At 50.1% G+C, this 23672-nt stretch carries 22 protein-coding genes; 14 read left to right on the top strand and 8 right to left on the bottom strand.

Annotated features, from left to right (window positions below; all coding sequences use genetic code 11):
• Nucleotides 1-71: 71 nt before the first annotated feature.
• The 5 genes from KJS63_RS22865 to KJS63_RS22845 all read right to left on the bottom strand — a co-directional run bounded on the left by KJS63_RS22865 (nt 72) and on the right by KJS63_RS22845 (nt 4941).
• Complete coding sequence (locus tag KJS63_RS22865; protein ID WP_244862743.1) at nt 72-1310, bottom strand: CynX/NimT family MFS transporter; 1239 nt, start codon at nt 1308-1310, stop codon at nt 72-74.
• Nucleotides 1311-1514: 204 nt separating this feature from the next.
• Complete coding sequence (locus KJS63_RS22860; RefSeq protein ID WP_213621223.1) at nt 1515-2084, bottom strand: helix-turn-helix domain-containing protein; 570 nt, start codon at nt 2082-2084, stop codon at nt 1515-1517.
• 126 nt (nt 2085-2210) lie between these two features.
• On the bottom strand, nt 2211-2846 hold the full coding sequence (gene udk / locus KJS63_RS22855; RefSeq protein WP_213621222.1) for a uridine kinase: 636 nt from the start codon (nt 2844-2846) through the stop codon (nt 2211-2213).
• 295 nt (nt 2847-3141) lie between these two features.
• Nucleotides 3142-4005 carry an AraC family transcriptional regulator gene (locus tag KJS63_RS22850; RefSeq protein ID WP_213621221.1) on the bottom strand — a complete coding sequence of 288 codons (864 nt, stop codon included), beginning with the start codon at nt 4003-4005 and terminating at the stop codon, nt 3142-3144.
• A gap of 87 nt (nt 4006-4092) precedes the next feature.
• Nucleotides 4093-4941 (bottom strand): stalk domain-containing protein, encoded by an 849-nt coding sequence (locus KJS63_RS22845; RefSeq protein WP_213621220.1) that lies wholly within the window; start codon nt 4939-4941, stop codon nt 4093-4095.
• A 259-nt stretch (nt 4942-5200) separates the two neighbouring features.
• On the opposite strand from KJS63_RS22845, the gene KJS63_RS22840 reads away from it, so the two are divergent.
• Entirely contained in the window at nt 5201-6406 is a 1206-nt protein-coding gene (locus KJS63_RS22840) for a cytochrome P450 family protein (protein ID WP_244862742.1), read from the top strand.
• A 126-nt stretch (nt 6407-6532) separates the two neighbouring features.
• Here KJS63_RS22840 and KJS63_RS22835 read toward each other — a convergent pair whose 3' ends face one another.
• Complete coding sequence (locus KJS63_RS22835; RefSeq protein WP_213621219.1) at nt 6533-7573, bottom strand: LacI family DNA-binding transcriptional regulator; 1041 nt, start codon at nt 7571-7573, stop codon at nt 6533-6535.
• Between the two features lie 491 nt (nt 7574-8064).
• Here KJS63_RS22835 and KJS63_RS22830 point away from each other — a divergent pair, with 491 nt between their 5' ends.
• The 8 genes from KJS63_RS22830 to KJS63_RS22795 all read left to right on the top strand — a co-directional run bounded on the left by KJS63_RS22830 (nt 8065) and on the right by KJS63_RS22795 (nt 17372).
• The gene (locus KJS63_RS22830) at nt 8065-8970 is read left to right on the top strand and encodes an ABC transporter permease (protein ID WP_244862750.1); all 906 of its coding nucleotides are present in this window, start codon (nt 8065-8067) and stop codon (nt 8968-8970) included.
• A gap of 15 nt (nt 8971-8985) precedes the next feature.
• Complete coding sequence (locus KJS63_RS22825) at nt 8986-9867, top strand: carbohydrate ABC transporter permease (RefSeq protein WP_068613317.1); 882 nt, start codon at nt 8986-8988, stop codon at nt 9865-9867.
• A 61-nt stretch (nt 9868-9928) separates the two neighbouring features.
• A complete protein-coding gene (locus tag KJS63_RS22820) occupies nt 9929-11524 on the top strand; it encodes an ABC transporter substrate-binding protein (RefSeq protein ID WP_213621217.1) in 1596 nt (531 codons plus the stop codon).
• A 27-nt stretch (nt 11525-11551) separates the two neighbouring features.
• Nucleotides 11552-13018, top strand: coding sequence for a glycoside hydrolase family 32 protein (locus KJS63_RS22815; protein WP_213621216.1), 1467 nt, complete (start codon nt 11552-11554; stop codon nt 13016-13018).
• A gap of 123 nt (nt 13019-13141) precedes the next feature.
• A complete protein-coding gene (locus KJS63_RS22810; protein ID WP_213621215.1) occupies nt 13142-14020 on the top strand; it encodes an ROK family protein in 879 nt (292 codons plus the stop codon).
• Nucleotides 14021-14218: 198 nt separating this feature from the next.
• Nucleotides 14219-15154: a hypothetical protein gene (locus tag KJS63_RS22805; protein ID WP_213621214.1), complete on the top strand. Its 936-nt coding sequence runs from the start codon at nt 14219-14221 to the stop codon at nt 15152-15154.
• A 358-nt stretch (nt 15155-15512) separates the two neighbouring features.
• A complete protein-coding gene (locus KJS63_RS22800; RefSeq protein WP_213621213.1) occupies nt 15513-16040 on the top strand; it encodes a TetR/AcrR family transcriptional regulator in 528 nt (175 codons plus the stop codon).
• Nucleotides 16041-16400: 360 nt separating this feature from the next.
• Nucleotides 16401-17372 (top strand): NAD-dependent epimerase/dehydratase family protein, encoded by a 972-nt coding sequence (locus tag KJS63_RS22795; RefSeq protein ID WP_213621212.1) that lies wholly within the window; start codon nt 16401-16403, stop codon nt 17370-17372.
• A gap of 87 nt (nt 17373-17459) precedes the next feature.
• Here the strand turns inward: KJS63_RS22795 and KJS63_RS22790 are convergent, their stop codons facing one another.
• Nucleotides 17460-18485 (bottom strand): Gfo/Idh/MocA family protein, encoded by a 1026-nt coding sequence (locus KJS63_RS22790; protein ID WP_213621211.1) that lies wholly within the window; start codon nt 18483-18485, stop codon nt 17460-17462.
• Nucleotides 18486-18535: 50 nt separating this feature from the next.
• Nucleotides 18536-19306: a sugar phosphate isomerase/epimerase family protein gene (locus KJS63_RS22785; protein WP_213621210.1), complete on the bottom strand. Its 771-nt coding sequence runs from the start codon at nt 19304-19306 to the stop codon at nt 18536-18538.
• A gap of 142 nt (nt 19307-19448) precedes the next feature.
• Here KJS63_RS22785 and KJS63_RS22780 point away from each other — a divergent pair, with 142 nt between their 5' ends.
• From KJS63_RS22780 to KJS63_RS22760, 5 genes are all read left to right on the top strand, one after another.
• Nucleotides 19449-20246, top strand: coding sequence for a helix-turn-helix transcriptional regulator (locus tag KJS63_RS22780; protein WP_213621209.1), 798 nt, complete (start codon nt 19449-19451; stop codon nt 20244-20246).
• A 170-nt stretch (nt 20247-20416) separates the two neighbouring features.
• Nucleotides 20417-20995, top strand: a complete 579-nt coding sequence (locus KJS63_RS22775) for a helix-turn-helix domain-containing protein (RefSeq protein ID WP_213621208.1) — start codon at nt 20417-20419, stop codon at nt 20993-20995.
• Nucleotides 20982-21680 carry a hypothetical protein gene (locus tag KJS63_RS22770; protein ID WP_068613350.1) on the top strand — a complete coding sequence of 233 codons (699 nt, stop codon included), beginning with the start codon at nt 20982-20984 and terminating at the stop codon, nt 21678-21680. Before KJS63_RS22775 ends, KJS63_RS22770 begins: the two co-directional genes overlap by 14 nt.
• Nucleotides 21681-22227: 547 nt before the next feature.
• Nucleotides 22228-22614 carry a MerR family transcriptional regulator gene (locus tag KJS63_RS22765; protein ID WP_213621207.1) on the top strand — a complete coding sequence of 129 codons (387 nt, stop codon included), beginning with the start codon at nt 22228-22230 and terminating at the stop codon, nt 22612-22614.
• Between the two features lie 61 nt (nt 22615-22675).
• Nucleotides 22676-23500, top strand: a complete 825-nt coding sequence (locus KJS63_RS22760; RefSeq protein ID WP_213621206.1) for an NAD(P)-dependent oxidoreductase — start codon at nt 22676-22678, stop codon at nt 23498-23500.
• Nucleotides 23501-23672: the final 172 nt, after the last annotated feature.

The following is a 23672-nucleotide window of genomic DNA, read 5'->3' as shown; positions in this document are numbered from 1 at the left end:
CACAGCGGGTTGTGAGGCATATAGAGTTGGTCCTGGCTGCAGATCTAATTGTGACGGATTCGGAAGAAGGGTTACTTGCCAGAGTCTATATACCGGTCTCTGGACGCACCCAGACCCACGATCAAGAGCAGTACCGATGCGCCCACCAGGATGAGAAGCGGAATCTTCCAGCTCTGGGTTGCATCGTGTAAATACCCGAAGATGGTTGGACCCGCAGCGGCGAGCAGGTAGCCGAAGGATTGGGCCATACCGGATAGTTCTGCGGCTTGATGTGCATTCCGGGTACGCAGACCAAAGAACATCATGGCTAGACTGAATGCAAATCCTCCACCGATACCCAGTAAGATGATCCACAAGACAATAAGATTTGAACTTCCATAGACTAATCCTAGGGTACCCATCAGGAGCAGGATCGACATTATGATCACCAGTGGACGTTGACTGGACATACGGCCCGCGAGGACGGGAACAACGAAGGTGAACGGAAGCAGTGACAACTGCATGATAGAGAGCAGCCAGCCCGATTGATCAGAGCTTACTCCCTGCAGCTTTAAAATCTCGGGAAGCCATGCAATCAGCACATAGAACACTGTGGACTGCAGGCCCATAAACAAGGTTACCTGCCAGGCAAGCGGGGAGCGCCACAGGCTTACATCCTGGTTATCCGCTTGAAGGGGAGCGGCTCCCGCTGGGATGCCCCGGCGCTTCAATTGAGGGAACCAGACCATTATAGATGCCAAGCTTAGAACACCCCAAATGCCTAATGAGGTTGGCCATCCTAGACCTAATCTCACGGCGACAGGTACACTGATGCCTGAAGCAATGGCTCCAAACAGATTCATGGAAATGGAATACACACCGGTCATTAAGCCAATTTTTGTGGGGAATTCCCGTTTGATAAAAGCGGGCAGCAGCACATTGCAGACAGAAATAGCCAAGCCGAGCACAGCCGTACCGGCATATAAAGCGGGGGCACCCGGCAGCCAGCGAATCATAATGCCCAAAGTAAGGAAGGTGACAGAAATTAAAATCATCCGTTCCATTCCCCATCTTCGTCCCAATCTAGGCACAAAAGGCGAGAAAAGCGCAAAAGCGAGCAGAGGAAGCGTGGTGATTAGACCTGCTAATGTATTGGAGATATGCAGGCTGTCCCTTATAAGGCCTGCTAACGGGCCGACCGAGGTTAAGGGAGCCCTTAAATTAGTTGCTACAAAAATGATCCCTACAATCATGATCCAACCAACTGATTTACGAAGGCCTTGAGTTAACGGTGCTTCTGGATTGTTAATTATTTGATCGGTTGATTCCAAGGCTGTTCCCTCCATCCTAACCGCACATTAATAGGAGTAGTGCATAATATTCTGATGTATATTATGATATACATAAATTAACATAAAGAAAAATATACTATACAAACCGGGGCTTGTCTATGGATTTATCTGTAAATGTAAATAACCCCTATCCATATGGCTGGATAGAGGTGGTATGTAAATCATGAGATTTAGGACGGGGTGTTATTGCCCGTATTTCAGGATAATATGAAGAACAACAACCTCATGGGTGGGATTAATATAGGAATGGGTGCCATCTGCAGGAAAGCTGATAGAATCATATTGGTTTAAGGTGTATGACTCGTTATTCACTTGAATGGATATAGAACCGGACATCACGGTTACAAACTCCGTAGTATTATGGTGATGGGTCTCTGGATAGTATGAGCTGTTCGGCTGAAGATAGAACCGGTACATCTCCATCTCATGATTTCCATTTTGATATATCGGTTCAATCACCCACTTGGCGCCCTCACCGGGAATTCTAAGCCCCTTTCCGGCACGGGAGAGATTCACCCCGTTTTCACTTGAGAAGAGTGCCATCAGCGGGATCGAGAGACTTCTCGAAATCTTCCACAACATGCCGATGGTTGGATTGGTTTCTCCGCGTTCTATATTTCCGAGTGTAAGCCTGCTCACACCCGATAGCTCTGATAAATCTTCAAGACTCAGCTGCCTTTCCTTCCGAAGCTTTTTTAACGCTGCCCCAACCTGCAGGACAACCTGTTTTGAATCATCCGGCTCTATGTTCATCGTGAGCTCCCCCTGCTCAGGCTAGATCTTCACCATAATAAAATATAGTTCCAAAAAAGGACACCCTTGTGGACGTCCTTTCTGACTTGAAGCTATACGGACTGCGTCAAGCTTGTCCAACCAGCCCTAAGCGTCCCCCCAGGTCCGATCTCCGGTGAGGTATTTCTCGGTTAAGACTGATAGAAGCTGAATGCCGACTTCGTTCTGTCCGCCTTCGGGGATAATCAGATCGGCGTATTTTTTGGAAGGTTCGATGAATGCTTCGTGCATCGGCTTCACGGTAGCCAGATACTGCTGGTGGATGGATTGAATCGTTCTGCCCCGTTCTTCAATATCCCGAAGAACCCGCCGCAGGATGCGAACATCGGGGTCGGTATCAACAAAGACCTTAATGTCGAGCTGGTCGCGCAGCTTCTCATCAGAGAGAACATGCAGGCCCTCCAGAATGACGATGTTGTTGGGCTTGAGCTCAACCGTTTCGGTGATGGAGCGGGCGTGAACCGTGAAATCGTAAACGGGGGCATTAGCCGATTGCCCACTCTTGAGAAGAACAAGATGTTCGATAAGCAGCTCGTTATCGAAGGCGAACGGATGATCATAATTGATCGCTTCGCGTTCAGGCATGCTCAGATACGAATGGTCCTTATAGTAATTATCCTGAGATATAAAAGTGACTTTGCCTGATCCGAGGCGGTCTATGACAGAGCGGGCAACCGTGGATTTTCCTGAACCGGTGCCGCCGGCGATACCTATTATGAGCATGGTGATTCAAATACCCTCCCTAAGCTATTACAATTCAAGTATTGTAGCATAATGCCGGCGATTTTTCACCTTGGCTGAAGGTTGGATGCATGGCATCTTTCTGAAACTTTGGCAGGCTCTACCCAGTATCCCGTGCATTCGTATTGAATTAACATTTACTGCGCCGGGAGTTAATATACAATTGTCATCCAGTCATTCCATTCCCTGACATTGGTCTCCGAAGTTCTGGCATCAAGGGGATCGCAGCTTGGAACCCGACAAATAAGACCGGCCCCTCCCGGGACCGGCCTGTCAATTATTTCTTGATAATAGGAATCCATACCTCACAACGGTAGCTATCTGATCTGATATCGCCTATAGGATAGACCTCAATTTCGGGACCGCCACTGTGTTCATAACCAGTGGATGGGAACCAGTCCTGAAAGATCTGACCCAGCACGTCTTGAATGGCATTAGGCAGCGAACCAACTGAAGTGAACACTGCCCAGGTAGAGGCGGGGATTGTTCTTATCGTAAATTCATTGTCTACCGGGGTGTCAGCGCTGGCTTCCACAGCAATCATATAATTGAACTGTTCCTTCTGGTGCTCCATATCAAGGCAGACTCCGAGCAGGTCCTTGTCCTTCCCTAATGCAAGCAGCTTGTCGGAGGTACCGTCGGCGTTCCAGGTGTCCCACAATTTCGGGACAATCCGATAATTCTCTCCGTTTTTGGTTGTGACTTGAACCAACTTTCCTATAATGCTAAATTCGGGTTTTTCCACAATACGGTATTCCATTCCCTGATCTCCCTTCAATGATAAGTGGAAGGAGATGCGGGGGAAGGCCTTGAGACTGGCTCCAGGACTACGCGCTTCAGAGGGGGAAATGCCATGAAGCTTCCGGAACGCTTTGGAGAAGGATTCCGGAGATTCATAACCGAACTTTAGTGCAATATCGACCACCCTGGAACCGGAGATCGCTAACTCCTGCGCGGCCAAGGTCAATCTTCTTTTTCGTGTATACTCCGCAACAGTCATCCCGGTCAGCATATGGAACATGCGTTGGAAATGAAAAGCTGAACAGTATGCGGCTCTGGCGATTTCCCCAATATCAAAAGGGGCTTCCATCCTCTTCTCCATCATATCAATGGCACGGTTCATCCGATTCAGCCAATCCACACCGCATCACCTCCTTTGTAGCTGATCTTAACATCAGGGCTCTACGAATTCCTGTCTTTGCGTGCGCTCTTTGGACAGAAGCTGCACTTAGTTCAGGGTTCTTCCTGCGATTAGAATATATTCAAGAGGGACAAGGTTCTGACCCATTCCCGCGAGGTTGTTCAGCTTGCTTGTAATAACCGCGTCCTTCTTGACAGCAGGCCGGGTTCTTCTTCCCTTCACTTCGTTGTCGGAGTCGCTTGTAACGGTAACCCCTTTGAACATCAGAATGGAGTGCAGATCCTCATGGCCTGCAGAAATGGATTTTCCGGTTATATTTTTGGCCGATACCGAGTAGCTGAAGTTCGTGATATTGTTCTTCACTGCGGAAGAAAAGGAAATATGAAGCGGCTTGAATGCGTCAGAATCGGAGGTTCTTCTAATCCCTTCCCTGTCGTCATCGAGCGTGATTTTGAATTTCTCGCTCCCCAGGAGCCGCTCATCCTTCAGGGTGATGACATTGTTCACCGAAGCGGCCTTGTAGCCGAAGGTATCCAGCAGAATGCGCGCTGGTACCAGCGCGGAGCCCTGCTCCAGCACAGCCACGGTATCCATCATGACCGGCTGTCCGTTGACTAGCGCTTTCTTGCTGCCAATGGTGATTTCGACCTTATCCTGTCCCTGCTTGACTGTGGCGGTCTTGGTTATGTTATCGTAGGACACCTCAGCTCCCAACAGGTCGCTGACCGATCTTAAAGGCACAATCAGCCGGTTCTGCTTGTCTATATAGGGGGCCTTTGGATACGTGTAGGCTACATAGTAATCATTCATTTTGAGAACTACGGGGGTGCTGGGGATTGAGGACGAAGCGCTCTTGGCTTCAGCAGGATGTATGGAAAGGGTTGTGACTAGCGTGGCGGCTGCAAGAATGGCAGTGAATTTTTTTATCCAACTCATTTTAACACACTCCTATTTACAGTATTTGTATATAACGACGGGATAGATTGCTGGAAAGTTACAGATTGTAGGAGAAAGAGCGCTAATATAGAGTGCTGGTAGTTCCAATAGAGCAATTGCTTATGATCAAGACGGAGGATTTAGGGCATATCTGGGCAGTTTTTTGCATCCTCTTACTCCCGGCCGCTATACTTGAAATACCAGGTGCTGGAAAACGTCCAGATCTGGCCATCCAAGGATTTCGAAAGGAGAATGAACGTTGAATTCACATGATGCCGTGGACAGTTCTCTATTTACGAATCTATTTAGCAAATCTTTTACGAAGAATCCTTATCCGCTTTACACAAAGCTTAGGGATATGGACCCTGTGTACCGGTGTGCGTTCCCGGATGGGAGAACGGGCTGGATGATTACAAGGTATGAAGATGCGGTTCTGGCATTTAAGGACCCGAGGCTGGTCAAGGATTATGGCAAAATAACAGGTAATCCCGGGCAGCATCAGAGAGTCTTTACCACCAATATGCTGTTCTCTGATCCCCCGGATCATAAGAGATTGCGGGGGCTGGTGCAGAAATCGTTCACTCCAGCTATGATTGAGGGAATGCGTGGACGCATTCAAGAGATTACAGATGAGCTTCTGGACGCTTGGAAGGGTAAGGACCATGTGAATCTAATCGATGAATTTGCTTTTCCTCTACCCATTATCGTGATATGTGAAATGCTGGGGATTCCCACCCAAGACCGCGACAAGTTCCGGGTGTGGTCAACCACCTTGATAGAAGGCTCAAGCGGTGAGTACGCAAGTGAGATGCAGCGGCATATGGATGAATTTATCTTATATTTGAGGGAGATGTTCGGCCGTCTCCGGGAGGAGCCGGGTGAGGATCTGATCAGTCAGCTCATTGCTGCCGAGGAAGAGGGTGACAAGCTGACGGAGCAGGAGCTGTACGGCGTAGTTACACTGCTGATTATTGCCGGGCATGAGACCACGGTGAATTTAATCGGGAACAGCATCCTGTCCCTGCTTGAGCATCCGGACCAGCTGAAGCTGCTGGTTAACCAGCCAGAGCTGATTCATACTGCCATAGAGGAGTCTCTGCGATTTAATGGCCCGGTCGAATTCAGCACCTCACGCTGGGCGAGTGAGGATTTCGAATTCGGCGGGAAGAGCTTTAAGAAGGGCGAGCTGGTCATTATTGCGCTAAATTCAGCTAACCATGATCCGCGGCAATTTGAGCATGCGGATGAATTCGATATTACCCGGGAGAAAAGCCCGCATCTCGCCTTTGGCAAAGGGGTGCATCTGTGCCTCGGAGCGCCGCTGGCCCGGCTTGAGGGTGAAATTGCGATCGGCAGCCTGCTGCGCCGCTATCCTGATCTGAAGCTGAATGCGGACCTGGATGAGCTGGAATGGCGCCCGGGGATGGTGGTCAGGGGTGTGAAGGAGATCCCGTTGACCTTGTAACTACCCAGCAGGCGCCAATCAATTATGTACCGGCGGGAAAGCGCTTTGTTATATGCAAATAAAAGGCACCTTAAGGGTGTCTTTTATTTATGCTTGCAGGTTGATTGTGCTTATATGCACCGTAATCTATCGGGCAATCAGGCTGCCTGTGGATTCGCGGAATATCGGCTCTGTCCGCACATGAATGATTTGGTAAGGCTGGGCCGGATTCTTCACCCGGGATAACAGCATCTCGGCAGCCGTGACACCCATTTCATTGTTGTAGATATGCACCGTGGAAAGATGCGGCTCCACAATCCGTGACTCTGGTGCGTCATCGAACCCGCAGATCCGAACCTCATCGGGAATTTGTACGCCTCTACTCTTTAGAGCCTTCATCACTTGAACCGCAATGAAATCATTCGCACATATAAATGCGTCCGGCATGGTATTCATGTGTTCAATCTGACCGGCTACCCAGCTGTCCGAGAATAACCGGTCTTCCCCCACAATACAAGATGACAATTCAGGCTGCAGCCCGGATTCCGTTAATGCCCTCTGATAGCCTGCCCATCTCTCATTAAAGCTCTTGCAGTGGTCGTAATCGCCAGCGAAGCCTATCCGGGTTAGACCGCTGTCGATCAGTTTGCGTGTGATATAGTAGGTGCTGTGCTCGTTCTCCATAAGCAGCAGGTCTGCTTTGAGCTCCGGGTATAAGACATCCGAAGAACAGTCGATGAAGATCGTTGGAAGCCCCAGGCTGGTCACAAGCTCACTGTAAGCTTTGTCGAACATTTCAATACAGATAATCCCGTCTACCTTGGAGGTCTCGAAATTGTTAGGCAGCGATTGGGTGCTGAGCTCTGTCTCCCGGATGATGTGGATGGACAAGTTGTATCCTTCCGAGCTTATTCTTTTCTCCAGCCCGCTGATCAGGAAGGAACCGAAGTGAGAGCTGTTCGGCAGATTGCAGGTGAAGAGAGCGATGTTGCCAGGATTCTTCGGAAGAAGGTTGTCCGACTCCACATAAGCAAACTGCTTATACTTCAGCTCTATGGCCTTTCTGATTACTTTATTTCGGGTTTCGGCAGGGATGCTGTCGCTGCCATTAAGTGCTTTGGATGCGGTGTTGCGGGAGATCCCGAGCGAATCCGCAATATGTTGAATGGTTACCTTTTCTTTTCCCATAGTTATGATTTCCACCTTTACTAATAACGAGGTCTAAGCTAAATGTATTATAGTTCAGTTCAAATAGCAATCAAAATGTTACAAATGCACAAATTATAATGACAATAACAGCATTTTCGCAAAAGTATGATCTTAGTTTACAAATGTTTACTTTTGTGGGTTGATTGATTCCCCCTTATGTACAGGAAAATGTTCTGAATATATTATAAATCAAGGTGATTTCTAAATAATTTAGAGATTTAACTATAGAAATTTAAACACTAATCGATTTATGAACAAAATATCTTGGTCAAATGTTAAAATAATATTTTACAAAATGTATTGACGAATTGCCGCTTTATTTGGTAAATTGTAAAAGCAGAACGAAATGAAAACCCTTTCTTTTTATGCAAATGTAAACTTCTAGATGAAGATGGGAGGCAGGGGGATTGCAAAACACAGTAGAAGTTGAGAAAAGAACAGTTAGACCGGAGAGGAAGAAGGGGAGGGCGATTCACCACAAGCTGGATTTCATAAGGAAGAATTACTTCTTGTATGTGCTGCTGGCTCCGGCATTAATTCTTACACTGATCTTCAAGTATGTCCCGATGTATGGGGCCATTATCGCGTTTAAGGATTTCAGCCCGATCAAGGGGATTATGGGAAGCGACTGGGTGGGGTTCAAATACTTCGAGAAGTTCCTGAGCGCTCCCAACTTTGAACAGCTCCTGCTGAATACGCTGAAGCTCAGCTTGTACGGGCTTGTTCTTGGATTTCCGGTACCTATAATTCTAGCTTTAATGCTTAATCAACTGCGCAAATCAGCCGTCAAGAAGAACGTGCAGCTTATCCTGTATGCGCCGAATTTCATATCGGTTGTTGTCATTGTGGGGATGCTGTTCGTGTTCCTGTCTCCAACCGGACCGATCAATCATTTGATCACTTCAATTACCGGCAAGCCCGTTATGTTCATGACAGAACCTGAATACTTCAGGTGGGTGTATATTCTGTCCGGCATTTGGCAGGGGGCGGGCTGGGCTTCCATTATCTACGTGGCCGCTCTGGCCAACGTGGACCCGGAGCTGCACAACGCGGCCAGCCTGGATGGGGCCAACCTTCTGCAGCGTATCCGCCATATTGACCTGCCGACGATCAAGCCGATCATGGCCATCGTCTTCATCCTGGCGGCAGGCGGCATCATGTCCATCGGATTCGAGAAGGCTTATCTTATGCAGACTTCCCTGAATCTGCCGACCTCTGAAATCCTGCCTACCTATGTATACAAAATAGGTTTGCAGTCCGGCAACTATGCTTATTCCGCGGCGGTTGGCCTGTTCAACTCCGTGATCAATGTCATCCTGCTCGTCACCGTCAACTTCATTGTCAAGAGACTTAATGAAGGAGAGGGACTTTATTAAGGAAGGAGCTGTCTTATGCTTATCAAGCACTCGCGGCTTGACCGCGTCATTATAGCCATTAATTATATTCTGCTTTGTCTGGCTGTGCTGATCATCGTGGTGCCCCTGGTATACGTAGTCCTTGCATCTTTTATGAATCCAACCGTGCTCCTGAATAAAGGAATCTCTTTTCATGTGTCTGACTGGAGTGTGGAGGGCTACAAAATGATCCTGACCAACCCGGCAATGCTCCGGGGGTTTGGCAACGCGGTATTCTATTCGGTATGCTTTGCGCTCATTACTGTAACGGTCTCTGTCTGTGCGGGTTACGCCCTGTCCGTGAAGGAGATGGTTGGCCGGAAGTTCTTCATGACCCTGTTCGTAATTACGATGTTCTTCGGGGGAGGGCTTGTTCCTACTTACCTGCTCGTTAAGAACCTGGGCATGCTGAACACCGTATGGGCGATTCTGGTCCCTGCGGCAGTGAATGTATGGGATATCATCCTGGCAAGAACCTTCTTTCAGGGAGTGCCCAAAGAGCTGAAGGAGGCGGCAAACGTGGACGGGGCTACGGATATGCTGATTTTTTTCAAAATCGTGCTTCCGCTGTCCAAACCGATTATTTTCGTAATCGCTTTATATGCCTTCGTAGCCCAATGGAATTCTTACTTTGATGCCATGATTTATTTGGATAACCCGAATCTGCACCCGCTGCAGCTGGTGCTTAGATCGATCTTGATTCAGAATCAGGCCGCTTCAGGCATGATTGGCGATCAATTAGCCATGGCGGAGCTGAAGCGTCTCTCTGAAATGATCAAGTATTCGTCTATTGTAATCTCAAGCCTCCCGCTGCTGGTGATGTACCCATTCTTCCAGAAATATTTCGAGAAAGGTGTCATGGTGGGTTCATTGAAATAATGGGTGGTCTAGGTTTATGGCTTTAAGAGTCTTTTACCTTATATACATGGAGGTCATTAGTATGAAAAATGTAAAAACCGTATCCGTATCCGTTCTTGCATCTCTGCTGCTCTTGTCCGGCTGCAGCGGCAGCGGTACTTCGACAGGGGAAGGAGGAGGAGCATCCGGTGCGAATAATGGCAAGGTCACGCTGAATTTCCTGACGCAGAGCTCGGCGCTCGCTCCGGCAGACCCGAATGAGAAGCTGATTAACAAGCGTCTGGAAGAGAAGACCGGTGTCCATATTAACTGGAAGAACTATACGAATGATGTATTTATAGAGAAAAGAAATTTGGCGATCGCCAGCGGTGATCTGCCGGATGCGGTGTTTGATGCCGGATACACGGATTATGACCTTCTCAAGCTGGGCAAGGACGGTGTGATTATCCCGCTTGAAGATTTGATTGAGAAGTATATGCCGAATCTGAAGAAGGTGCTTCAGGAGGCACCCGAATATAAATCGCTGATTACAGCCCCAGACGGACATATTTATTCCTTCCCGTGGATTGAGGAGCTTGGAACAGGGAAGGAAGCGATTCAGGCGGTGGACGATCTTCCATGGATTAATGTGGAGTGGCTGAAGAAGCTGGGGCTGAAAATGCCAACCACCACAGAGGAGCTGAAGCAGGTCCTGATTGCCTTCAAGACGAAGGACCCGAATGGGAACGGGAAGGCGGATGAGATCCCGCTGTCGTTCATCGACAAGCCGGGCGGAGAAGACTTGGCTTTCTTGTACGGCTCCTTCGGACTCGGCGAGAATGGCGACCATGCGGTTGTGACGAATGAAGGCAAGGTCGTATTTACCCCGGCGGAGAATGGTTACAAAGAAGCGGTGAAATACATCCATGACCTCTATCAGAATGGCCTGATTGATATTGAATCGTCCCAGCAGGACTGGAATACTTATTTGGCTAAAGGCAAGGACAACCGTTATGGTCTTTATTTCACCTGGGATAAGTCCAACATTACGGGCATGAATGACAAGTATGATGTGATGCCACCTCTTGCAGGTCCTGATGGGCATGTGAATGTGGCCAGAACGAATGGGATGGGCTTTGACCGGGGCAAAATGGTGATCACGAGCGCTAACAAGCAGCTTGAAGCAACGGCCAAATGGGTGGATCAGCTCTATGATCCGCTGCAATCGGTCCAGGATAACTGGGGAACTTATGGCGACACCAAACAGCAGAACATTTTTGAATTCGATAAATCCAAGAACATGCTGAAGCATCTTCCGCTGAAGGGCTCGGCTCCTGTTGAAGTCCGGCAGAAGACCAGCATTGGCGGACCGCTGGCCATCCTGGATGAGTATTACGGCAAGGTCACCACGAAGCCGGATGACGCCGCATGGAGACTTGATATTCTTAAGAAGGTTATGGTTCCCCACATGCAGGCCGAGAACAACATGCCTAAAGTGTTCCATTCCCTTGATGAGCTTGACCGTCTAACGACAATTGAGACCGACATGTTCGCTTATGTGCTGAGAAAGCGGACGGAATGGTATCAGAACGGCAAGGTGGAAGAGGAGTGGCCGGAATACCTGAAGGAGCTGGATCGTCTAGGCCTCAAGGAATGGCTGCAAATCAAGCAATCCGGGTATGACAGAAGCAAGAAATAAACTAAACTTCCCAAGAGGTGCAATTTAATGAACATAAGTACGACAGAAAATTACCGGCCGGCCTATCACTTCTCTCCGCAGAAGGGCTGGATGAATGACCCGAATGGCATGGTCTATTTCGAAGGAGAATACCATTTGTTCTTTCAGCATTACCCCCAGGGAACGACCTGGGGCCCGATGCACTGGGGACATGCAATCAGCCGGGATTTGGTCACCTGGGAAGAGCAGCCTGTCGCACTTGCGCCGGATGAACACGGGATGATCTTCTCCGGTAGCGCGGTCGTGGACTGGAAGGATACCTCCGGCCTGTTCGGCGGCAAGCCTGGACTTGTGGCTATCTTCACCCATCATGATGTGATACCGGGTACGGATCAGGCTCGGCAGCGCCAGAGTCTGGCCTACAGCACGGATTCGGGAAGAACGTGGACCAAGTATGCCGGGAATCCAGTTCTGGCCGATGAGAGATACCCGGATTTCCGCGACCCTAAAGTGTTCTGGCATGAGCCATCTGAGCAATGGGTAATGATCCTGGCCTGCGGACAGACGGTATGCCTGTACAACTCTCCGAACTTGAAGGACTGGACCTTTGTGAGTGAATTCGGTCAAGGCATCGGTTATCACGATGGGGTCTGGGAATGTCCGGACTTGTTCCCTCTGGCCGTGGATGGTGAACCATCCCGGACGAAGTGGGTTATGCTCGTGAGCATCGGCAATGAGGATGGAATCCGCGAAGGCTCACGCACCCAGTACTTTACGGGGGAATTCGATGGCAGAACATTCATTGCGGACGAGGACTCTGCTGAAATCCGGTGGCTGGATCAAGGCAGGGATAATTATGCGGGAGTCTGCTGGTCCGATATTCCGCATGAGGATGGCCGTCGTCTCTTCATCGGCTGGATGAGCAACTGGAGATATGCGAACATTACGCCACTGGAGAACTGGAGAGGTGCGATGACGCTGGTCAGGGAACTTGCACTGGAAACAAGAGTGGGGAAGGTTACCCTTGTTCAGCGGCCAATCCGTGAACTGAAGCAGTTCCTGAGCCCGGTCGTTTCTCTTCAGCAGGCTTCGGTCCGCGAGGCGCAGGCTGCATTGTCCGAGCTTCAACTGGAAAGCTATGTGATCTCAGCGGAGATTGAAGCCAAGGAAGAGTGGGGTTTCAAAGTGCGTTCTTCAGCTGAACAGATGACCCTCGTCGGGTATGACCCCGAACTGGGTGGACTGTATGTGGATCGGACCCGGTCGGGCCAGTCCAAATTTCACGAGGATTTTGCAGGCCGCCATACCGCTAAGGTTGATCCTGTGAATGACCGGCTGGACATCCTGATTTATGTGGACCGTTCCTCCGTTGAGGTATTCGCCGGTGGCGGTCAGGCCGTGATCACGGATCTGGTCTTCCCGGACGCGGAGGCGCAAGGACTCGGATTGTTTGCCGCAGATGACAGCCTTCAGCTTCACACACTTGAGGTCAGCACGCTGTCTTTCCGGAGCTAATAGCAGCAGAGTAAGGAAGGGGATAGACTGCCTGATAGGGCAGTCTGTTTCTATTCGTTCTTTGTATAGAAGGAGCGGGAGCTAGTACAATAGATGGAAGAGTTCAAAGAGGAGGCAGATAGGATGCGTATAGGAGCAATTGAAGCCGGCGGCACAAAATTTGTATGCGGAGTCGGCAGTGAAGAAGGCATTATTGAAGATAGCGTAAGTTTCCCGACTAGGCACCCGGAGGAGACTCTGGAGCAGGCGATCTCTTATTTTCAAGACAAGCAGGTGGAGGCGATAGGGGTCGGTTCCTTCGGGCCGATTGATATTGATCCGGCCAGCTCAACTTATGGATATGTTACAACAACCCCGAAGCCGGGCTGGGCAAATTATGATTTTATCGGGAGACTCAAGCGGGAGTTTGCTGTTCCCTATGGCTGGGACACGGATGTGAATGCGGCAGCTTTAGCTGAGGCGAAGTGGGGGGCCGCCAAGGGCCTTGACAGCTGCGTCTACTATACGATCGGCACTGGCGTAGGGGTTGGCGTATATGCTGAAGGCAGGCTGGTGCATGGATTGGTCCATCCGGAAGGAGGACATGTCCTGGTAAGACGGCACCCTAAGGATACTTTTGGGGGACATTGCCCATTCCATGGAGATTGCTTGGAGGGAATGGCGGCTGGACCGGCATTGGAAGCGCGCTGGAAGGTCAAAGGCCATGAGCTGCCAGAAGGCCATCCTGCCTGGGAGATGGAGGCCTACTATATCGCACAAGCTGTGACAAGCACCATTCTGATGCTCTCACCGAAGAAGGTCATTCTGGGCGGGGGCGTTATGCAGCAGGCACATCTGTTCAAGATGATCCGAAGCGAAGTCCAGCGTAATCTGAACGGTTATGTAAGCTCAGACACAATCCTCAAGCAGATCGATACTTATATTGTGCCGCCTGGATTGGGCAGTAAGGCAGGCTTGGCTGGGGCGCTGGCCCTTGGATTGGAGGCTGTTCAAGCGAAGTGATGCAGCTTTAAGCCATGTTAGTTTAGTTGGATTAAACTAAGGGCTTCTTGCATGATAAGAGTACCGTTACATGAGTCTGCCCCAAGCCTTTTGTTTCTGTAGTCCTTACACACAGTTCCTTGCAAACATAGTTCCTTATGTGCTGTTTAAACGGCTCCTCTTCCGCTTAAATATAGTAATGAAAGGGGAGAGGACTTGTTGACAACTAAGAAATGGATAAGACAAAGTGTGGCTAGCTTGTTAGGTGTGGTCCTGATATTGGGGGTGCTTGGAGGCTGGAAGCCTGGTGCCGTGGACGCCGCTGACAAATACAGCTCCTTCAAGAAGGTGTCTGTGCAGGGGCCAGTTATCCCGGGATTGTCCGGGAATAAAGAGTGGGTACCCCAAGGGCTTGCGGTTGTACCCGGCAAGAATTGGGTTATTACGTCACATTACTGGGGTGGAAGTGGAGGCACGGCCACATCTATCGCCATTACAAGCACAACAACCAAGAAGCGGATTAAAACCCTGTATCTCTATGAATCGAGCACGAAGAAGCATACGGGGCACGCCGGGGGACTTGCCGTGAGCAAGAGCAATCTGTGGATCGCTTCGGGGAAAAGTGTCTACAAGATTCCGCTAAGCACATTGTCCAGCAAGAAGGATTACAGCAATGTGGTTATGAAACGTTATGTCTTAAGCCACAAGGCCTCCTATGCGACCTATGCCGAAGGATTTTTGTGGGTAGGGGAATACATGGACGGTGAAGATATTGGCAAAAAAATGTGTGATGCCGGCCCTAAGGGACGTGTGTACGCTTACAGACTGAACAGCAAGGATGAACTGGATGCGAAGCCGAAGGCTTCCTTCTCATGGGTGACTCCTGATCGCATCCAGGGCATGGCTATCACGAAGGACCGGGCGATCTACAGCCAATCCTGTGGACGCAACAATTCCAGCCAGCTGCTGATCTATACCCGGGGAGCCTGGGGCAAGAAGACCAGCTCCCTGACGATGCCGCCGATGTCTGAAGGAATTGCCCTCTTCGGCAGCCAGCTGTATACGAACTTCGAATCCGGTGCGCGGAAATATTCCGGGGGAAGCTACCCGCTGAAAAATATGTATATCATTAACATCAAGAAATTGAAGATGTGACAATTGTAGGCCGCGAGAAGCCCGGTATAATCCGGGCTTTTATGGTTTTAAATCAGTTGAACACATGATTGTATGGATGAAGGCATCCGGGTGAATGGCTCATCTGATTACTGCTGTTCACGGATTTTTTGATTTAACAAGTTCAATACAGGTGAGATCTGTTCACAAAGGCGAACGCTGCACTTCTCTAGAATCATCTCACCTTTTTGCCTAGGCTCTGATTTTTCTTTAATTCAACTTCTATAAACGTAATTTTTCAAATAAGGAGTTGAAATAAAAGTGGAAGTGATGTACATTGTAATTAGTGATTGATCAATCACAAAGTAAAATCTGTAAAATGAAGCAAAGGAGAAGGATTATGCCCAGAAATTCAGCCGCCTCAGCCAATCGTAAGAACGATATCGTTTCTGCAGCCATTGAAGTATTTGCCGAGGTTGGATATTACCGGGCAACGACAGCCCAGGTGGCTCAGCGAGCCCAAATATCGCAGCCCTATGTGTTTCGATTCTTCGCGACCAAGGAGGCTCTTCTGGTCGAAGCGCTTGAGGTCTCATGGACCCGCATCCTTGATGCCTTCCGTAATGTGATTGGCAGAGCAAGCCGGGAGCAGTTGGAGAAGGAACTGATTGAGACTTACACGCAGATCATGGAATCGAACAAGAGTGAAATATTGCTGCAAATGCAGGCACAGACCATTCAAGAGGAGGTCGTGGCGCAGGTTATGCGAAAAGGATTTTCAGATGTGCGGGAGATGGTTCTTAACGCCTTTAAGCAGGCCGATCTGGATCGCCCTGAGGAGCGAACCCTGTTATTCCTCGCTAGGGGAATGCTGTGTAATATCTCCATGTCCTTATCCTTACCTGAGCTTATAGCTATGGATAAGTAAGCCTGTATGGCTTATTTCAATTTGTGATCGATCAATCAATAACAAATCTCTTTCTAGTAACAAGAAACCAATCAAGCGATCAACAAAGCAGCGAACAAACAAAGCAACCAAACAAGCAGTCAACAAGGCAACTACAAGGCACTACAAAGCAACTACAAAGCAACCACAAGGCAACCATCTACCTATTTATCTGGTCTGTCAGTCTAGTTCACTCATGCTTAAAGCATCATGTGCTTTTCATTACGATTAAGAGGGAGCAGCGATGACTGTGCGGTTGAAACGTGTTTGCTGAATCTGTTATTGATCAATCAATTATAAACAATTTGATAAATACAAACTAATGATAAAGGAGAGGTTTTTATGTTAAAGAAGGCGGTTGTTCTAGGAGCTACTGGAGGAACAGGAAAAGTGATTACAGCGGAACTAATTAAGCGGGGGGTCGAGACGGTGATCTTCGGAAGGTCACTCCCTAAGCTTCGGGCAATGGCGGAGGAATTGGGGAACCCGGCGCTTCTCTCTATGGCTGAGGGGAACGTGTTTGATTCCGCAAGCATTATTCGGGCAGCCAAGGGGGCTGATGTGATCTTTCATGCGGCATCCATCCCGTATAACCAAATGACGACACAGCTTCTCCCTATGGGGGAGGCAGTTATGGGGGCAGCTAACCAGCTCAAGATTAAAGTTGTTGCGGTGGATGGAATATATCCCTATGGAAGAAGGACGACGGATCACCCTATTGATGAGAATCATCCCAAGCGTCCCCACACCCGGAAAGGGAAAACCAAGCTTGCATTCGAGAAGATGTTCTTTGATCCGCGTTGGAACCAGGCAAAGGGGATGATCGTCAGGCTGCCGGACTATTATGGGCCGACCGCGAACGAGGCTTCTTATTTAGGCGGCACCCTGGAGGCGATTGCTGCCGGGAAGCCTGCGGCATTCATTGGAAATATGCGTATTCCAAGGGAGTATGTCTATCTGCCTGACGCGGCAAAAATGATAGTAGAGCTCGCTGAACGGGAGGAAGCCTACGGCCAGAACTGGCACATTCCGGGGGGTGGAGTGATTTCAGGACGTAAAATTGTGGAGATTGCCCAGCGGGCCACCGGACAGAAGAAGCCTGTCATTGCTCTGGGCAGAGTCTCACTGTCTATCCTCGGATTGTTCGTACCCGTGTTCAAGGAAATTGTAGAAATGCTGTATTTGACCGAGAAGCCGCTTGTTCTTAGCGGTAAGAAGTATGAGAGTCTGGTAGGGCCGATTCCGGCAACCCCCTTTGAGCAGGGGATCACGGACACCGTTAAGGATATTATGAATCGCAAACACCGCGTGTAAATTAAACAAAATGAGGGGCCGTCCCCATAAGACGGCCCCTCTATGCTTGGTTTGTTTTTGCTTAATTAGATTACCCTATTTAAGTTGTTAAGGCTGCAGCTTCACAATCTGCCCAGTAGCTTGGGATTCGAACGCTGCCAGAATGACCTGCAGCGAACGAAGGCCTTCTTCTCCGGAGATGCTCGGCGGAGTCTGACTGAGGATAGATTCCACAAAAGCATCGATCACACCGCTCGGCACCTGTTTCTCATTGGTTGCCATCGCCCCGACCTTATAGGTCTCTACCGTGCCGTTAGTCAACTCCACAATGACCTCGTCTCCACTCACTGTGCCGATCTTGACCACACCGTTCTCACACCAGAGAACCGTGCTGTTGTCTCCACCCTGGTACTGGGTCCAGCTGGCCACTAACGTCCCAATGGCACCGCTCTTCATACGCAGCAAGCAGGTGGCATTGTCGTCCACAGCCGTGTCTTCCTTGTGCAGTGTGCCGATGAAGGCGGCAACCTCAGCTACCTCGTCATTCAGCAAATAACGGATGAAATCGGATTTGTGCACCCCGAGATCTCCCATCGCCCCAAGAATAGCCTGATCTTTCTCGAAGAACCAGCTGTCGCGGCCGTCCACACTCCAGGCCTCCGGCCCGGGATGACCGAAGGCAGTGCGGAAGGTCAGTACCTTCCCAAGTCGGCCGGAATCCAGAATTTCCTTCGCTTTCACATGCGGAGGCATAAGGCGCTGGTTGTGGCCGACCATTAGATACACCCCGTTCTTGCGTGCAGCCTCGATCATCTGTTTGCCTTCCTCTTCAGTCGTAGCCATAGGCTTCTCAACCAATACGTGCACTCCAGCCTCCGCAAAAGCTACCGCCATAGGCGCGTGCAGATAGTTCGGCGTACAAATGCTTACCGCGTCGATCTTCTCATTGGCAAGAAGCTCCTCGTAGCTGGCATAAGCCTTGCCGCCGTAAATCTCCGCCATTTCCCGGGCCCGCTCGATCCGGGGATCGGCATAAGCCACCAGCTCCGCCTGCGCATTTGCAGCGTACTCAGGAATATGCCGGCGCTGGGCGATTGCGCCGCAGCCAATGACAGCCACTCTAATTTTACTCATTGGACAGTAGTCTCCTTTTTCATTCAGATGTTAAATTAATGTCTATATATCTATACCTTCAAATCATGATCTTTAAGCCAGTTCAAGCTGTTCTCAACACTGGTGAGGGGCGGGTTCTGGCAGAAGTCCTGCTCCACGATCAACCATTGTACCCCGGCCTCTATGGCAGCTTCAGTTACAGCGGGAAGATCCACCGAGCCTTTTCCAAGCTCCAGAGTGACCATATGGCCCTGCTCATCCTTGCTGAAATCCTTCAGATGGAGCAGCGGCAGCCGTCCGGCGTATTTCTTGATATAGGCAAGCGGGTCCTGGCCTGCGAATTGCACCCAGCATACGTCAAGCTCTACTTGAACCGCCTCCGGTGTTGTGTCCGAGAACAGCGCATCGAATGCCGTTAGCCCGCCGACATGGTCTTGGAATTCGAAATCATGGTTGTGATAACCGAAGACCAGCCCTTGCTTGCGGGCTTCCGTACCGGCTTCCTGGAGAAAAGAGAACAGTTCCCGCCAGCCTTCCCCTTGCGGCCGATCTTCCGGGGCAAGATAAGGACAGATCATGTATTTGGCTCCAATGGTCTTCAGGTAGTCAATTTCCTGCTGGAGATTGTCCTTCATCGCCTGCAGCGGCACATGGCTGCTGATGGCCTTGAGTCCAAGCTCATCTAAGAGCGCTTTCATTTCTTCTGCGGACAGATCCCCATATCCTGCAAATTCAACACCTTCATAACCAAGCTCCGCTACCTTGCGGAGTGTGCCGCGAAAGTCCTTGGCGGTCTCTTCACGAAGCGTATACAACTGCAGTCCAATACCTGGTTTACTCAAATTCAACACCTCATCCTTATGGAATATAATAAGTGCCTTATCTGATACCAGAATACATGAATATAAGCTAAAATGAACATACACAATCTACTCAGAACCTGAACTATTTGATTATATTTTCGTGAAGTGAGGTAGGGATCTTATGGAAACCAGCTTGCTGATATGTGATTATTCCTATCATTCGAGACCATTTACCCAGAACAGCCGCAGCGGGCTCACCAACTATTTGTTCCGCCTTCAGACGGAGGGCTCTTGTAGAGTGATCTGCCGGGGACAGGAGTACCACGTTCAGGCAGGCGATTTAATCCTGCTGAAGCCGGGGGATGAATATGATCTGGAAGTGAAGGAATCCGGGGCAGATGGGAGGGTGTCCAGCGGGGATTATTATGTTTTTTGTGAAGGGGATTGGATTGACAGCTGGTGGGGGCGTAAGGAAAGGCCTGTGGTGAGTGCGGTTGGGGTGGATGAGAAGCTGCTTCGACTGTGGCAGAATCTTATTATCGAGAAGCGGCGGGGTCCGCTTGAGGAGAATGTGGAGATTATGGATTATCTCCTGCGGGGGTTGTGTTTGTATTTTGACCGCGCCATCGCCGAGAACACACACTCCAGCCGCACGGTATTTGCCGCACTCCGATTGAAGAGGTTCATTGAGGAGCATGCCACGGTGACTTTTAAGCTGGAGGAAGCCGCCCGGTACGCGGGGTTAAGTCTCTCCCGGTCAGTCCGGCTGTTCAAGGATTATTACGGAATGACCATGATCGGTTATGCGACGCAGATCCGGCTTAACGCGGCCGCAGAACGCATGAAATACAGCGATATGACGCTGGAGCATATTGCGGAGACCTGCGGCTTCTCCAGCTATTCTTATTTTCACCGCGTATTCCGTGCTCATTTAGGCATATCCCCGAAGGAATACCGGCTGAAGGAGAGAGGCTTCTAAATGTACCAGTAACCCCGGGCAAAGACGAGGATGAAGCGGGTTAGCGCGCCGCCCTGGGATAAGAATTTTAAACAATGTAAGAGATGTATTCTTGTAAGATACGGCATTGACAATGCCGTGATTTATTATTATCATTATTGATAATGATAATAATAAAGGGGCAGTTTAGCGTGGGAAATTCCAAAATGGATCTTATCATGCATCCTATCCGGATGCGGATTATCCAGACATTGATTGCAGGGAAACAGATGACAACGCAGCAGCTCACCGAGATGCTGTCCGATGTGCCGCAGGCTACGATGTACCGCCATTTGAACAAGCTTCGGGAAGCCAAGCTGATTGAAGTGGTGGAGCAGAATCAGATCAGGGGTACGGTCGAGAAGGTATATTCGCTTGCTAAGGGTGGGGCCGACAGCACACCCGAGGATGTGACCCAGGCAGCGTCTGAAGAGCATATGCAGATGTTCATGAAGTTCACGGCAAGCTTGATCGCCGACTTCGGTGACTATCTGCAGCAGCCGGAATACAACTTGATTCAGGACGGGGTATCCTTCCGGCAGACGCAGTTCTACCTTACTGATGAGGAGTATGTGCAGATGCTTCAGGATATCCGGGCGCAGATGGCACGGTATGCGGGCAGGGTGCCGGGCGGTGGCCGGCGCAGAAGAATGATGTCCACCATTATTATTCCGGGGCGAGCTGAAAATCAGCAACAGAAGACGGGGGAAGATACTAATGACGACAACTAACCTTAATACGCAGAACGATACTTTGGAATTGCAGGTGAAAAAAACCCTTCCGCTGCTTCCGGTATATGTGCTTGTACCGGTTCTGTTCTGGGTGGTGTTCCATTATTCAGGAACCCCGTTGGTCTGGGCAGCCTTCGGTTTGGGCGCCCTAGGATGGATTATCGCTTTAATGCTGCGCGGTCCGGTAAGTGCGGTCGCAATGAGACTGCCGAAGGAGAAGGCCCAGCAGATCGTTGTAGGTTCCTCCGGCCCGCTGGAGGAAGGTGTCCGTCTAGGCCTGCTTCTTCTTACAGGATCAGGATTCTCATGGGCGCTATCGATAGGTCAGGGTTGGGCCGCCGTTGAGGTTCTGTATACGATGGTTCAAGTTGTGGCGATCGCCTCGCTTGCGAAACGGACGGATGAGAAGGCGCTGCAGGCCAAGGCTATGCTTGAAGCCCAGGGAACCGTTAATGCCAGTCCGGTGTGGGGGATCGTGGAGAGGATCTCCGCAAGCGCCTTCCATATTGGTTGTACGCTGCTTGCAGCCGCTAATCCTTGGCTTGTGTTCGTGCTCATCCCGCTGCATAGCGCTGTAAATTTGACTGCGGTCCGTCTAGCCAAAAAATCGCTTGCCATGATGGAACTGGTGATCGCTATAGTTGGGCTGGCTGCACTGGTGATTGGGCTTCTAGCTCACAGCTGAGCCGATGAGCGGTTGGGCTAAACCTCGCCTATTGATGGACGGACGGTGCCATGTACTCGAGTTTCACTCCGTGTAGTCTGTTAAGAGCTCATGATGATGGCAAAATCCGTACATTCAAGTCATAGAAGCTTAAAAGAACACAACAAGATCAGGCCTGTCTAGGCCTGATCTTGTTTGCCATTATAGAGCCTCAGTATTAGCCTTAACGGGTTAGGGCTGCATTTGCTCATAAGTGTAGGTGTCAGAAGAAAATAAATTAATAGGCCGAGAAAATTAAGTTGTAGACTGAGAAAATAAAGTGTTAGATCTAAATGAAAAATTACGCAATTAAGCTAACTGGCAGAATAGTTCAAGATCATTCGCGGTGAACCGTACCATAAGTGACGGCAAGTTTTTTTGTGGGAATCGGGCGAGTTTGCTTGGGAGGCATAGAATGGCTGATTCATAAGTAGAGCGAAATCCAGGTGCCTTTACATGGCCCAACCAAAGTGTTATCATGAAAACGTGACGTTAACGTTATATTTTATCTTGAAAGGAATGATTGATCATGGACCGCATGCGCATCGGCGAGTTGACAGAGCGGGCCGGGGTTACCCAGCGCACGGTGCGCTACTACGAGAGCATCGGACTGCTTCCTTCAGGCGAGCGTGAGGGCAACGGACATCACTACTATACGGAAGAAACGGTCGCCCGTCTGCGGAAGATCGATCAGTTGAAAAAGCTGGGCTTAAGCCTCGAAGAGATTCGGGACGTTATCGAGCTCTACTTCACGGACCCAAGCGGAGTACAGCCGAAGCGGAAGGTGCTCGGCCTGCTGCGCCGGCATATGGCTGACACCGACGAGAAGCTCGAAGCGCTTGGGCAGTTCCGCGCTGAGCTACAGTCTCATATCGAACGCTTCGAGCAGTGGCTCGAGGCCAATGATCGCGGCTAATTTTTTTTGCTTAAAACATGACGTAAACGTCATGTTTTAAAATTAGAAGGAGGTTATATTCATGAGAGGAAAAATTGGTTTTATCGGACTCGGCCAGCTCGGGTTACCCATCGCAGCCAATCTGCTCCAAGCCGGTTATGCGCTGACCGTATACAATCGCACCGCGGACAAAGCGGAGCCAGTCGTTGCCCAGGGAGCGTTGCAGGTGGATAGTCCCGCTGACACCGTGACGGCCGGAGGCATCGTCGTCACCTTGGTGTGGGACGATGAAGCATTGGAAGACGTCGTCAGGAGCGAGGGTTTCCTGGAGAGACTGGGGCCAGGCGGCATTCATGTGTCGATGAGTACAGTGTCGCCGGATATGGGCAGGAAGCTAGCGGATTTGCACACGCGGCACGGCTCCGTATATGTTGAGGCGCCCATTTTTGGGCGGCCTGAGGCGGCCATTGCCAAGCAGTTATGGATTCCCGTAGCGGGTGCGCAGGAAGCGAAGGAGCGGGTACGGCCGGTGCTGGAGGCGATGGGAGCCAGAGGGATCTTTGACTTCGGCGAAGAAGCCGGTACGGCCGTACTCGTCAAGTTGATCGGTAACTTCCTGATCGTCTCCGCCGCACGCTCGCTGGAGGAAGCACTAGGAATGGCCGAGCGCGGCGGGGTCGATCCCAAAGCGGCGGTCAACATGCTTACGAGCACTCTGTTTACCGCTCCAATCTATCAAAGCTATGGCAAAATGATCGCCGAGAAGTCAGCAGCCGTTTCCCAAAGCAAAATCCCGCAGAAGGATGTCGGCCTCTTCCTGGCGGCGGCGCAAAACGCGCAGTTCCCTGCTCCGCTCGCCGGTCTGCTGCTCGATATGCTGGAGGACGGGGACCGGAGCAGACAATAAACAAAGCTGATTAGCAAAATTAGAATGGGCTGTCCCAAGGTCACGAAAGTGATCCGAGGGACAGCCCGTTTTTTTCTTTCATCTATCTACGTAGGGGAGCGTATCCCCGTAAAGGATAGAATAATAGAATTTTAGCCCTTATTATAAGAATTTAGCCCTACAGATCTGCTAG

The sequence above is a fragment of the Paenibacillus sp. J22TS3 genome, from assembly GCF_018403205.1.
In the GTDB taxonomy this organism is placed as follows: Bacteria; Bacillota; Bacilli; order Paenibacillales; family Paenibacillaceae; genus Fontibacillus; species Fontibacillus tuaregi.
Note: the sequence above shows the minus strand (reverse complement) of the source record. Positions and strands in the feature narration are given on the sequence as shown.

Coding starts and splice junctions, on each gene's coding strand:
- KJS63_RS22860 (WP_213621223.1), bottom strand. CDS start 2,084: ATGAACATAGAGCCGGATGATTCAAAACAGGTTGTCCTGCAGGTTGGG.
- udk (WP_213621222.1), bottom strand. CDS start 2,846: ATGCTCATAATAGGTATCGCCGGCGGCACCGGTTCAGGAAAATCCACG.
- KJS63_RS22845 (WP_213621220.1), bottom strand. CDS start 4,941: ATGAGTTGGATAAAAAAATTCACTGCCATTCTTGCAGCCGCCACGCTA.
- KJS63_RS22835 (WP_213621219.1), bottom strand. CDS start 7,573: ATGGGAAAAGAAAAGGTAACCATTCAACATATTGCGGATTCGCTCGGG.
- KJS63_RS22825 (WP_068613317.1), top strand. CDS start 8,986: ATGCTTATCAAGCACTCGCGGCTTGACCGCGTCATTATAGCCATTAAT.
- KJS63_RS22820 (WP_213621217.1), top strand. CDS start 9,929: ATGAAAAATGTAAAAACCGTATCCGTATCCGTTCTTGCATCTCTGCTG.
- KJS63_RS22815 (WP_213621216.1), top strand. CDS start 11,552: ATGAACATAAGTACGACAGAAAATTACCGGCCGGCCTATCACTTCTCT.
- KJS63_RS22810 (WP_213621215.1), top strand. CDS start 13,142: ATGCGTATAGGAGCAATTGAAGCCGGCGGCACAAAATTTGTATGCGGA.
- KJS63_RS22800 (WP_213621213.1), top strand. CDS start 15,513: ATGCCCAGAAATTCAGCCGCCTCAGCCAATCGTAAGAACGATATCGTT.
- KJS63_RS22795 (WP_213621212.1), top strand. CDS start 16,401: ATGTTAAAGAAGGCGGTTGTTCTAGGAGCTACTGGAGGAACAGGAAAA.
- KJS63_RS22790 (WP_213621211.1), bottom strand. CDS start 18,485: ATGAGTAAAATTAGAGTGGCTGTCATTGGCTGCGGCGCAATCGCCCAG.
- KJS63_RS22780 (WP_213621209.1), top strand. CDS start 19,449: ATGGAAACCAGCTTGCTGATATGTGATTATTCCTATCATTCGAGACCA.
- KJS63_RS22770 (WP_068613350.1), top strand. CDS start 20,982: ATGACGACAACTAACCTTAATACGCAGAACGATACTTTGGAATTGCAG.
- KJS63_RS22765 (WP_213621207.1), top strand. CDS start 22,228: ATGGACCGCATGCGCATCGGCGAGTTGACAGAGCGGGCCGGGGTTACC.
- KJS63_RS22760 (WP_213621206.1), top strand. CDS start 22,676: ATGAGAGGAAAAATTGGTTTTATCGGACTCGGCCAGCTCGGGTTACCC.